This is a genomic window from Aestuariibaculum marinum (assembly GCF_014596975.1).
Taxonomy (GTDB): Bacteria; Bacteroidota; Bacteroidia; order Flavobacteriales; family Flavobacteriaceae; genus Aestuariibaculum; species Aestuariibaculum marinum.
In genome coordinates, this window is record NZ_JACVXD010000005.1 from 70262 (window position 1) to 84141 (window position 13880).

Consider the following 13880-nt stretch of genomic DNA (forward strand, 5'->3'; position numbering starts at 1 on the left):
AAAATAGCAAGCCATTTAAGCATTAATGCAGTGCTTGGCTTAAATAATTTAGCAAAGTTAATTTAACGTATTTAACTACATTTTGTATGGTAAATTCATGCGTCTTGTACGGTTTTTATTAAATTTAGCTTTTGTTAAAATATCAATTCTTTCTTAATGGCAACAAACAAGCATGCCCAGATTAGATATACTATTCTAGATCGTTGTTTCAGTAATTTCAATCGAAAATATACCTATGATAGTCTCCTTGAAGAGGTCAATGCTAAATTATACGAACTGGGTACAGAGGGTATTCAGCAACGTCAGCTAAAATATGATATAAAGTACATGGAATCAGATGAAGGATGGTCAATTCATTTGGATGAAGATTTAAAAGATGGTAAAAAAAGAGTTTTGCGTTATAAGGATAGAGGCTTCTCAATTGCAAACCATCCATTAAATGTCAGTGATTCTGAGCAGTTAGAAACAACATTGGCCATTCTTTCAAGGTACAAGCATCGTACGGAATTTGCCTGGTTGGAAGAGCTCATTCCAAGGATAGAACAGTCTTTTAATTTGGTAACTAATGGTTCGGAAACAGTTATTGGGTATCAGGAAAATATAGATTTAAAAGGGCGAGAACATTTAGGTGTGCTTTTTAATCTCATTCTCAAAAAGAAACAAATTAAACTTATTTACGAGCCTTACGGGAAACCTCAAATAGAAGTGGTATTTAATCCGTATTATTTGAAACAATTTAATAATCGTTGGTTTTTGTTTGGCTTCAATCCGGAATATCAGTCCTTATCAAACTATCCTTTAGATAGAATTGTTTTTATAGAGGAACTGTCTAGTGATTTTGACGCCTCAAATATAAATTGGCTCGATTATTTTGATGATTTTATAGGAGTAACCAGACCCGAAAATGCTTCTGAGGTAGAAGTAAAATTAAAATTCACAGAGGATAGAATTCAGTATGTGTTAACAAAACCATTACATGGTACACAAAAATTAGACAGGTCAGATGCTTCAGGGCTTACTATTCTTATAAAAGTTCGACCAAATAGAGAATTATACCAGATGTTGTTGTCTTATGGGGCCGATCTGCAGGTAATTGAGCCTTCTGGTGTAAGAGATAATATGCGATTAATAATTGAGGAAATGACAAAAATGTATTAGTATGCATAAACACTGCATAGTTGATTCCCAGTTTTACCAGACACAAAATAACCTTATTAAAAAATAAAATGAGCTTTTTTAATTCACTACTTCAAAAATACAATTTACCTAATCATGATGATAGACCTTTATGGAAATATGTTTTGTCAGATCAGGATTTTGAAGATTTATTATCGTCCTTAAAGAGAACATCTTCATATTATATAGATTCAAGGGATGCCACATTATATTATGCAGAATACTGGAAACGTAATTATAATGGAGGTTCACCAGGTAAGGAGGAGGTTTTCAGTTCTATAGGAGGAAATATTAAGTATTATATGACTTCAAATGAGTTTTTTGAGTATGCTAAGAGGGGTGCCCGAATACTTGGAGTTAAATGGATTAAGAGACAGAAAACACTTTATTTTAGAACTTTACTTATTCAGGGTGGGTTACCCTTAAATCACATCTCTCAAAATCAGGGGAAATATCAAAGTTTTTTATTAGCTGTTCTGGAGGAACAACCTGAGACTATTGAAGACTTTATGTTTAAGCCCGAAATAGTTGGTTATTTACCAAAGTCAAGTCAAAATGAGGTCATTTATCAAAACAGCCTGGAAATAGTTAGGGCCATCATGAATGATGATAAAGCTTATGATGATCTGTTTGAAAATGATGAGGTTATTAAAACTATTTCAGGTGTACTAAAGGTTAGGAATAAAAGCATTAAAAAGCACCAGAGATTATCTAAACCTAAAAATTATTGGTTATTAAATTTTAAAGGAGAAAAACCTGGAATCACATTAAGGTTGGGTCTTGCTGATAGTTATTCGAAAAAATCACTTAGTGACATTTTAGGTTTTGAAGTAATTGAAAGAGAATACCAGTTTTATTTAAATGATGAACTTATTTGTGTATTTAGAAAATTACTAAATGAAAATTATAAAACAGACTGGTATAATGTGCAGGACTATGCTTGGGATTCAGAAAGTATTTTCCCTCAGGCATATGTTATGGTTGATGGTATAAAAACTGAGGTTAACGATTTTATTCAAATTATGCCGGCTTTTGATGAGCCTTCATTATGGACAAGTCATTCAGATTTTGAATGGCGTTTGGTTAAGGGTAGTGGCGCATCAAATAAGCAGGCAGCAGTATTGTTTCCTGGTAATTGGTATACCGAACAATTATCTCGAACATTTCAATTGTACGGGAAAGAGATGAGTTGGTTGGAATTTGAAGGAGAATGTCAGGTAAATACACAGGATGAGTACAGAAAATACAAAAGTAACGTGTCGTCTTTCGACTGGACAATTTTAAGCCAGAAGCCTTCCTGGATGCTAAAATCTAATATGGCGGTAATTCAGGGGAAATTGAAAGTATTAGTATACGACGATAATAATAAAAAGTTACCTGAAATCGCTTATGACATTTATATAAAAACCCGAAATATATCTCAAACCTGGGAAAACATATCCGATGTAAAATATTTACCTCAGGGACATATAATAATTAAAATTGAAAAAGATGGTTTAACGACCTATGATGAATGTTTTAATATAGGGAACTTTCAGTTGAATTACTTAAATACTTCAATAAACCAGGCAAAATTGAGAGTAAATAATGCCGGAGGTTTTCAATTTACGTTAGACAAATCTGAAATTATGGATATTGAAGCTATAGGTAGTGAGTATTCATTAAAAGTAAATACATCGCATTTAAGGGTTCCAACGGGTTTGAGGGGGATGTTAAGTTATGGAAAATCTAAAGGTTTATCTTTCGTTTTAGAGTCTCCTTTCCAGGGAATGGCCTTAATCGATGCTAACGGTAATTTAATTTCAGAGAGCACACCGTTATCCTTAAGAAGTTTATACGGTATTAGAATTCTTAGTACGCCTGGTAGAGAAACCATATTAAGAATCAAAAATAAATTAAAACCATACGTTGTAATTTCTAAAGAAATTAAATCAGTGTCACAGCCAATGATAGCCTTTAAAGATGAAATAGTAAGGTTATATTATTTGGCTGATGCTATGGACTATAAAAATAAGGTGTGTATAGAACTTAAAGAAGGGAGTCATTTAAAATCATATGAGATTTCAGGGTTTAGTCATACCTTAAATGTGGAAAATCAGTTTTTAAGGGAGGTCGGCCTGTTTGATTCTGAAGATCATCTGGATCTTTATGCAATTCCTTTAAATTGTGAAACTAACCAGATAGCTCCGATTCCTTTATTAAACGGAGGAGATACCTATAAAATTCCGGCATGCGAGACTGCAAATCAGTTTATTATAATTTCTTCAGAGGAAGGTCAGCATCAGTTAATGCCCAGGTTTGTTAATACTAAGGAAGATTTTCAGGGCATTGATAAAGAGGAAAGGATCAATAAATACCATCAGGAACTGGCTCAGAATAATTTTCAAAGTGAGTATTGGAAGCAGTTACTGGCTTATTTTAATCTGGCTGTAAGGTATAATATACCGTTTTCAACATTCGACCAGATTCGATCTATAGCAAAAAGTGGAGCCGTCGCGGCAAGAGCTTTTTTGTTTTTAGGGGTTAATCAGTACGATCCGGAAAGCTTTATTCAAAAAAGTATACCAGAAGTTGAAAAAGATCTTGGAATTAGTTTTCACTGGATAAATAGAACAGACTGGGAGTCAGCACTGGAAGAAATTAGTCTAACATATGGTGTGCAGTATTTTGAAAAATATTTTGGCTTAAGATCATCTTATTTTTATGAAAATGACTTGTGCGAAGTTTTACAGTTTTTGAATTCTGGTAAAATTGAAGCCAGTTCAGTTTCTCATATGCAGATTGATAGTTTGAGAAGTAAACTCGGGCAGAGGGTATTAAAAGAATTACCGAGAATTTGCCCGGAGATATATAATGATTACAGAATCCCTCTTAAGCAGCACAAGGAAGTTAGTTTACTTATTAAGGCTGCTGTGTGTGTGGCTGAATCAATTAAAGAAATTGAGCAGGACTATTCTATCTGGTCGGCTAATGAAAGAGCTAATAGTGAAAGAAGAAATATTCAGTACTGTCAGTATCTGGATAAAGATTTTTATAAAAAAACAATCCTACACGTTTTAAAATAATTTTAAACACATGAATTTTAAAGAGTTTTACAATAAAGCCCAGAACAGATTAACCGATGCTATCTTATCACTTTGGGCCACCGGTGATAAGGAAATGCAGGATTATTTTAAATACCTGCTTGAGCAGGAACCTATAATGGCTGAGGCAGTATTTCAAAGTACATTTCCTTGGGAGCAGTCCAACAAAACTTTCGAAGAGTGTTCAATGGTTTTTAGTCCAGAATTTGTGTCAGCTTTGGATGCAATTGAAGATCCTGAATTTAAATTTCCAAAATCAAGACCTCCGTATAAACACCAGTTGTTAAGCTGGCAGGCTTTATTGAATCAAAAAAAATCAATAGCCGTAACAACAGGTACGGGATCAGGGAAAACAGAGTGTTTTATGTTACCGGTTCTTCACGATATTTATCAGAATTGTAAAAATCAGGAAGGGGTTAATGCTATATTTCTTTATCCGCTAAATGCATTAATAGCAAGCCAGAAAAAGCGTATGCATGCCTGGTGTTCAGCATTAACAGGTATTAATTATGCTTTGTTAACCGGTGATACAGAAAGGAAGGTTAATAATAAGGATGCCGAAAAGGCTTTGCCTCAATTAATTTCAAGAGAGCAAATCAGAAAATCTCCTCCTCAGATTTTATTTACCAATCCAACAATGTTGGAATACATGCTCGTTAGAAATGCCGATGTTCCTGTTCTTGAAAAATCAAAAGGGAAGCTAAGATGGATTCTGCTGGATGAAGCACATACACTTACAGGATCCAAGGCCGCTGAAATGGCCTTGTTAATTCGTAGAGTGGCAGATGCATTTGGTGTAAATATTGCGGATTTAAGATTTGCAATAACCTCGGCAACTGTAGGTGATGGCAGTGCGGATAAGTTAAAGAAATTTATGTCCGATTTATGTGGTATAGGCATAGATCAAATAGAAGTTATTACAGGGCAGAGAGTTAATAATCAAATAGAGGATAGTGATATTCCATCATTGTCGAAACCCTTGACTCAGAATAATATAAAAACTTTAAGAGCAGAGTTTCTTAAAAAACAGGCGTTAAGTCAAAGTGAGATTGGAAATAAATTAGGAGTTAAAGATCCGGGTGAACAGCTGGAAATTATAGATACTCTGGCAGATCAAAAAATAAAGGGCAATAATTTGCTGCCTGTAAGAGGACATTTTTTCACCAGAGGAATTGGTGGTGTTTATGTGTGTACAAATACAAAATGTGATAAGCATGGCCATTCTAAACCGGAGGCAGCAATGGGCACAATGTATAGTATTGCCGGTAAAAACTGTACCTGTGGTTACCCGTTACTGGAACTTGTTGCATGCCGAACTTGTGGTAACATGATGCTTGAAGCAGAAGTCTCCAAAAGGAATGGTAGAAGTTATCTTCGACAAATAGTGGGTGTTGGTCATGATGCCTTTCATTTGGATACAGAAAATGGAGAAGAAGAGACGGCTCCAGAATCTGAACAGGAATCAAATGTACCGGCAAACATTGTCAGTTTAGTTCATAATAAACCCGGGCAGCGTTTATATAATAGAGTATTATGTCCGGAAAGCATAGGGAGAGATGGAGAGATCGTTTCAGGAGATGATTGGTTATTAGCAGAGAATGGAAGGTGTCCGCATTGTAATGTGCGGAATGAAAGACCAAATCATTTCAGAGTGTCTTCAGCTTTTACAAATAGAATTTTATCCGATATTATTTTAGATCAGACACAGGTTGGGCATAAAGAAAATAATAAAGCCTTATATGAAGGAAGGAAATATATTTCCTTTACCGATAGCCGTCAGGGAACAGCTAAAATATCAGCTCTTATAAATATTGATAGTGAAAGCAGCTGGATTAGATATCAGGTATACCATCATCTGCTGGAAAAGTTAATGAAAAGCCAGAAAGACAGGTCTTATGAGCAGCTTTTACAGGAGAGAGCATATTATGCGGAACAACTACAAGAGGCTCCTCCTTTTCTGGTTGGCGAACTTCAGGAAAAACTAAGGGTTGTGGAAGAGCAGATTGCCGGTGGCGATCAGTTGTCATTAACTAAAAGCAGAGTAGCCTGGAAAGACATTATTGAAATTATACTTCCCAAAGAAGATTTTAAAACACTTTTCTTTAAAGCCGCCAAAGGTGTAAATCTGGCTCGGGATAACCGAACCTATGCAAGTGCACTGTTATTCGATCAGTTTGCAAGAAGATTACCCCGAGTGCGTTCACTTGAGAATTTAGGTCTTGTAAATGTGGTGTATCCGGATCTTGACAATGTTTCATTACCAGCTATAGCCCGGAATTTAGATATAAGTCTGGATGAATACAGAGATTTATTGAAAATAGCTGTAGACTATGTTATTCGTCTTAATTTTCATTTTTTATTTGAAGGTTCATTAAGGAATTTTTCAACAGCTTTTTATAGGTCAGTTTTAATTTTTCCTCCAAATTCAGATCTGCCTAATGCAATAAGGTGGCCGCAGTACAATCCGGATTCTGTAATTCAGCAACGTCTGGTATTGTTAATATGTGCAGGCCTGGGGTGGCATGAAAAAGAAGATATAACAGGTGAAAGAGAAGATCAGATCAATGATTTGCTTAATAATTTATGGAGTACAATCAGAACTCGCCTTTTAACGGAAGAGAAAGGCGGGTATAAACTTAATCTTGCCGATAAAGTGCAGTTCGAAATTGCTGGTTTAGAATATTTGTGCCCTGTAAAAAGAAGGCTTCTAGATAAGGTGTTCAGAGGGTATTCACCATGGGTAACAGGAGCTTTAACATCAGAAAATATCAGTCATTTTGCAATAGACCCGAAATATAACAATCAATTACCTGCTTATGCATATCCTTATCATTTAAATGATGAAAATGTAAAAGTGGAAAAACAGCTTGTGGAGGGATGGCTCGATGAAAATAGTGTGGAATCAAGAGAGAAAGGATTATGGAATAACCTTCATGAAAGAATTTTTGATTTCGATAAATTATATCTGGCAGGAGAACATTCTGCTCAACAGGATAAAAAGAGGTTACATGAACTGGAAGGACAGTTTGAAAATGGTGAAATCAATATTTTAAGCTGTTCAACAACCATGGAAATGGGAGTTGATATCGGTGGTATTTCAGCTGTGGTAATGAGTAATGTGCCTCCTATGCCGGCCAATTATTTACAGCGTGCCGGACGGGCAGGAAGGCGTTCCGAAAATAAATCAATGGCATTAACGTTTTGCGCTCCCAATCCGGTAGGTTTAAGAACAATGAAAGAACCTAAGTGGGCCCTGCAGCATAAAATAGCATCCCCACATTTAAAATTCGACAGCAAAAATATTGTGGAAAGACATATAAACTCGTTACTGTTTGGACACTTTGTTAGAAATGCTGATAATGAAAACAGAGGGCTTAATGTGGTTGAGAATGTGGAAAACTTCTTTTTAAAAGGGGCGCCAACCGTAGGGGAAACATTTCTTAACTGGTTGGATCAGATCGATGCATCCGGGTTCGAAAGAGCATTGTATAGTATTGTAAAAGACACACCTCTTGAAGAAGCCGGTCCTGAACAGTTAATCAGGATGGTTTATGAAAATTTCAGAAAGTTGTCCCGGGGTATTCATAACCAGGTTGAAGGATTTGGTCTGAAACTGGAGGAATTAGAGAAACAGTTTGGTAATAATAGTCCAGCATATAAAGCTGTAGCATATCGTAAAAAACAATTTGAAACCAGGTTTGTTTTAGGCTATTTAGCCGAGGAAGGCTTTTTACCTAATGCCGGATTACCTACAGGTATTGTTGAGTTTGAGAAGACTACGGTTAAAGACCTGGACAAAAACAAAAATAATTTCCCTGGTAATCCAAGTTATACCATCGAACGAGCACTTACAGAATTTGCTCCGGGAAACTCGATTTTAATAGACGGCCTTAGTTATAAATCTTCTGGAATTGTAATGAAGAATAATCGGGGGGAAACAGGAAAGCGCCTTTTAGTTCAGGCATGTAAAAAATGTGGTTTTCAGAGAAGTGTGGTGGATGTCAATCTGGACGACACATGTGTGGAATGCAATACGCCCGGAGCCTATGTGGGAATTGATTTGGGCGCGCATCGTGGGGCTTTTACTGAATTAATAGAGCCTGTAGGGTTTTCGGTTGATTTGTTTAGTGAGGCTACCAGAGTCATTTCAGAAAAATCAAAGCCTCAGTATTTAGAGCCGTTATTATTAAATATCAGACCCTGGGGTAACGAGCAGAATAGCTTCTTGGATTTTAGAATGAGTAGCGGTGTTGAAAATTCAGAAATCCTATTTTACAATCAGGGCGAGGGAGAAGGATACAGTGTGTGTCTTGATTGCGGTCGGGTGGAAACCGATCATGATAAACTGGAGGGGCATACGCGTCTTAGAGGTGGAAAAGATGGAAAAGGAGAAAATCGCTGCAGTGCAACAAGTGTGCGCTCTAATGTAATTTTAGGTAATCGTTTTAAAACAGATTTCACCGAAATACGATTGAAAGACCAGGATGGAGCCTTTGTAAATGATGAGAAATTAATGTATTCATTAGGGGTGATTTTTACTAAAACTTTATCAAATTATTTGGCAATCGACGAAAACGAACTTGGTTTTGGCATTAAGCGTTATAAAGATTATCGTACCATATTTATTTATGACAGTGCAAAAGGTGGTGCCGGTTATGCGTCTCAGTTTTCAATGTATACTGAAGAAATATTAGAAGAAGCTTATGCTGTACTTAAAAATTGCGATTGTCAGGTTGCTTGTACAAAATGTCTTGTAGATAGAACAACACAGTGGCATATTGAAAATTTAGACAGGGAACTGGCTGGCAACTGGCTGGAAGCTGCATTAAATAGTAGTGTGCCCCGGGAATTAAAGGATGCAGATGTTAAGGTAGATGGTATTTTTGGAAGTTTAAAAGATGAAATTTTTAGAATGGATTACCATTTTGGTATAAAACAATTAGTGCTTCACGTTAATAATCGAATAGCAGATTGGAATCTTGACGACCTCGGGTGGCTGGAAAACATTAAAAGAAACATATCTGATATATCGGTTGTCGTTGAAGGTAACTTGAATTATACCAGTAATCAGGAGAAATTGTCAGCACACCTCTTATCTCATATGTATCATTTAAAGCAGGGAAACCGTCAGGAATTTGAAAGCTATGCTGTTCATATGTCTGTAATGCTTAACAATGGTAAAATTCTGGATTATATTTCTAAGGCTGATCATTCAGATTTAGATGCAGATTGGTCTGCTAATGTAGAAGACAGTTTTTATAAAGTGGAGCATAGTAACAGGAAGGAGTATCCTGTTCTGAAACTTCCGGATTTAGCCGGTATTAAGTTATTCGAATCAAAAATAGGCGCTGTTCCTAAGGGATGTATGAGTAACAGTCTTGTTGAGGTAATGCTGCAGAACTTATCAGATGCATCAGATTTATTGTCTAAAATTAAGAATCAGACCTATACGGTGTCCTATTTTGATAAATACAATCAGTCTGAGTTTTCGCTGAGACTCCTTTTGCAGTTTGTACAGTCTTTCCAGAAGAGTGCGGAAATAAAAGTATCAGAATTAGATGTGTATCTGGAACGGGGCGCTTTTGAGAATAACAGACATCCAAATTATATCATTCATAACTATGCATCGATCGACGATTACAAATATGATTTAGATGAAATTTCCAAACATATTGATTTTAAGGTAGACGCTTTGGTTCAGGAAAGACTACCACATTACAGATACCTGGAGTTTAAGTCAGCAGAAATAACATTTCAGGTACGAATAGATGGAGGTATAGCACATGGTTTTAAACCTGTAGACTTTTTAAGATCTCAGGATATGCCTTATGATAATATCCCTTTGGAAATAAAAAAAGATGTAGTACATGATATCATCTATAATATCAGTATTGAAAATTAAATAGTAGTACCATAATTTAGTTAACCAAACACCAAAAGCATGAAACAGTATCCTTTTTACATATTCAGCGATAAAACAGAAATGGAGGTTCTGTACCAGATATTCCAGATGAAGGAACCCGATCAGGTCAAACTGGAAAAAAACATATCCAGGTTGCTTCTGCCAATGGGAGGCATAGCACAGTCTGGTTTGTCCTATGACCAGTTTATCGACAAAATAGCAAAGCATAGAGTGATTAGTGTCCCGGATTTCGAAACTATTTCTATGAAAGAAAAATTCCTGTTTAAACAAATCTCTAAACAGAATATAGAGAATATGTCCATCGAAGAGCGGGAAGCTTTAAACCAGATGCTTAAGGAGGAAGCTGAGAAAAAAGGATTTAGTACGGCAGAGGTGGCATCAGTCAGTTCACTGGCGGGTATTGGTGCCGCTCAGTTATCAGGTTTTGGTGTTTATATGCTGGCGTCCAGTACGGTTGCTTCAGTCGCAAGTTTGGTGGGGGTAACCTTGCCATTTGCGTTTTATACAACTATGTCTTCAGTTATCAGCTTTGCAATCGGACCTGTTGGTGTGCTTCTGGCAGCAATTCCGTTATACAAAACCTTTAAAGATGTACGTAGCTGGGATGATCTTAAAGACAAGGGAAACCAGATATATAAGGGGCTTAAAGTGTTTTTTTCTGGGAATTATGAAATGGCTGAAATTATCTTTTCATATTTTGCGGCTACACGTATTCTTAAATTAGAGGAATATGAAAACCGGGAAAAACAGTTATTAAACGAAGTAGTTGTGGCTAATGCAAACATCGCGGAAAAGCAAAAACTATATAAAACTGAAGAAGCTAAAAAGGAAAGTATTGAAGCAGATATAAAACAGGTAGAGGAGCAGTTACAGGATTTAAAGAACAAAAAGTCGGAACAGGTAATTAACTGCGAAGAAGCAAAAAAACAGGTTAAAGCTGAGCAGGAAGTACTGACTGTAGTCAATAAACATTTAAATGATACAATTCAAAATAAGAATTTGTTGTTGTAAATAAAAGCTGGTATTAAAATGAGATATACTGCACCTGTGCACATGTATTGCATACTTAAATAATACTTTTGTCAGGTATTGTTAATACAGATGTTTTTAACGTAGGTTTAAGTATCTGTTTTATTTTTTTAAATTTTTTCGAAATGAGAGAACTTAATTCTGTTGAGATCAAGCAGGTGGAAATGCTGGAGGCAAAAGTGTCTTCAATGTTTAACGTATTTAGAAGAGAAGGATTGTCTTCTGAAGATTTTGATGTTTTATTGTTTTTGCTTTCCATGTATAATGAGGGGGTAATTTCTAGCAACTCCCTGTCGTATTTTGTAATTACTCACAGGAGTATTTTAGATGAGCTTAAACATATAGAGGAATCTAAGGCAAGGTATTTTAATCAGGTCTATTTCATATTTGAGGATGCCTTAAATAAATTAGGCGATGATGGCTTTTGTAATATACTTCAGGAACTGGTTTTATTAGATACTAAAGTATTATCCGCGTATTTTCCTTACATCTTCGATAGTGTTTTATACCAGATTTCTTCATCTCAGGGAAGGGCTGGAGGGCAGTTTATTCAGCCCAGGGAAATTACCCGCTTAATTTGCGAACTGGCAGATTTACCTGAAGGTTCAAAAGTCTTTAATCCGTTTGCCGGAGTGGCGTCTTTCAATATTTATTTTAAGGAAGAACAGTTTTATTATGGTCAGGAGCTAAATTCCAGAATGTGGGCGCTGGGTATACTAAGGCTCATAGCAAATAATAGAATTGAAAATGTAGATTATGTGTGTGAAGATTCTATATCGAACTGGCCGGAAGATTCTGAAAAGTTTGATTTAGTGGTGGCTAACCCGCCTTTTGGTCCAATACGTAGGTTAAAGAGAGATTTCAATTCACCTAACATTCGCTCTATTGAACATTTTCTGATGGAATACGGTGTCCGTTCATTAAATACCTCAGGTAAATTAATAGCTGTATTACCTGTGGGTTTCCTTTTTAGAGGGGCTAAAGAAAAGGAATTAAGGGAGTATTTGGTAGAGCAGGATATACTTGAAACTATTATTGCTTTGCCAGGAGGTTTGTTGTTAAATACAGGTATACCTTTAATTGTCCTTGTAATTAATAAAAATAAAGTGCATTCAGAAAAAGTACGCTTTATTGATGCAAAAGATTTTGTGGTATCTAAAAACCGAAATCAAAGGATTTTGGATGATAAGAGCTTAATCCAGTTTCTTCGAAAAAGTAAGAATAGCGGGAATGTAGCAGACTATGATAATGTATTAGGTGTTAATGAACCAGGGGCCGTTTATGGTAATGTGGACCAGGTTTCGGAAAAAGACATAGAACGCCTGGTTGATGTTTCGGAAATAAAGGATTCAGATTATAATCTTAACGTACCAAGATATTTTCAAAAGAAAATTGAAGGAGTTAAGTTAGGTAATTTTATTGAAGTCTTTAGGGGTGTAAGAGGTGTTCTGGAAGATAAGAACATAAAGTTTGTCAGAATTAAAAACCTTAAGGATGATCCGGTCGATTATAAACTGAGTATTTCTCAGATAGACGAAGCCAACCCTTTTGAATTAAGAAACGGGCAATTAATAGAGGAATCTTGTTTATTACTGGCAATGCGCTGGAAAACCTTAAAGCCTACTTATTTTGAGTATACCGGAACTCCTGTTTTTATAAATTCTGATATTTTACCATGTAAAATAAATTCCAGGGTGGCCGATACGGCATTTCTTGTTAACGAATTCCATGCCGGTTATGTTCAGGACCAGTTGGAGGCATTTAGGCAGGGAACAACAATTCCTATGCTTAGAAGGAGTGATTTGTTGGAGGTAGTAATTGAGTTACCAACATTAGAAGAACAGAGAGCTAAAGTAAAAGGCCTTCAGGAGGTTTCCGCCAGATTAAAGGAGCTTGAAGAAGAAAAAAATGCACTTGTTCATGGTAAAGCGGTAACTCAGTTTAATGAATTTGCTTCATTAAAGCATACACTGGGGAGACCAAGACAAAACATTCTGGACTGGACAGATAACATCATTCATTTTCTAAACACAAACCCTGATGGTTTTGAGGTTTTAAATAAGTCATTTAAGGATTATTATGAAATGGATATGTTAGCAGTGCTTCAGGAGATTAAACGAGATATTAATTTCATGACAGAGGTGCTTGAAAAAGGAGAAAATGGTTTTGTGGTTCAGAATTATGAAAAATCAATCATACCATTGTCAGAAATTAATGGTTTAATTAATCAGTTGTCAGGCAATGGTTTTAATTTTAAAATAAAGCCGTTGTCATTAAAAAGCGAGAACCTTAAAAAACGGGGAGTGTATGGTAATAAAACGCTGTTACTTACCTTAATAGATAATTTGCTTACCAATGCTGATAAATATGGTTTTGAGACTAAGGAATTAAATAATGAAGTAGTCTTTGAATTAACCGAAGTGGATAATAATCTCCTTATGGAAATCCGAAACAATGGGAAACCATTTCCGCCAAAGTTCGATAGAGAAAAATTTATTACAAAATACTCTACAGCCGATAGTAATTTTGGTACAGGTTTAGGTGGCTATGATATAAATAGAATAGCTGTGGAATTTCAAAATCCAGACTGGGAATTAATTTTGAATACAGACCCGATTTATCCGGTTATATTCAGATTTCAGTTCCCGATTAAATTAATCAACTAGTAT

The 13880-nt window shown here is 35.8% G+C and carries 5 protein-coding genes; all 5 read left to right on the forward strand.

Annotation, left to right across the window (positions count from 1 at the left end; translation table 11 throughout):
• Positions 1-156: 156 nt before the first annotated feature.
• The 5 genes from ICJ85_RS10375 (at position 157) to ICJ85_RS10395 (ending at position 13877) form a co-directional block, all read left to right on the forward strand.
• Complete coding sequence (locus tag ICJ85_RS10375) at positions 157-1158, forward strand: helix-turn-helix transcriptional regulator (RefSeq protein WP_188223721.1); 1002 nt, start codon at positions 157-159, stop codon at positions 1156-1158.
• A 68-nt stretch (positions 1159-1226) separates the two neighbouring features.
• The gene (locus ICJ85_RS10380) at positions 1227-4241 is read left to right on the forward strand and encodes a hypothetical protein (protein ID WP_188223722.1); all 3015 of its coding nucleotides are present in this window, start codon (positions 1227-1229) and stop codon (positions 4239-4241) included.
• 10 nt (positions 4242-4251) lie between these two features.
• On the forward strand, positions 4252-10161 hold the full coding sequence (locus ICJ85_RS10385; RefSeq protein WP_188223723.1) for a DEAD/DEAH box helicase: 5910 nt from the start codon (positions 4252-4254) through the stop codon (positions 10159-10161).
• Between the two features lie 39 nt (positions 10162-10200).
• Positions 10201-11193 (forward strand): glycoside hydrolase family 18 protein, encoded by a 993-nt coding sequence (locus tag ICJ85_RS10390; protein ID WP_188223724.1) that lies wholly within the window; start codon positions 10201-10203, stop codon positions 11191-11193.
• 143 nt (positions 11194-11336) lie between these two features.
• The gene (locus ICJ85_RS10395; RefSeq protein WP_188223725.1) at positions 11337-13877 is read left to right on the forward strand and encodes an N-6 DNA methylase; all 2541 of its coding nucleotides are present in this window, start codon (positions 11337-11339) and stop codon (positions 13875-13877) included.
• Positions 13878-13880: the final 3 nt, after the last annotated feature.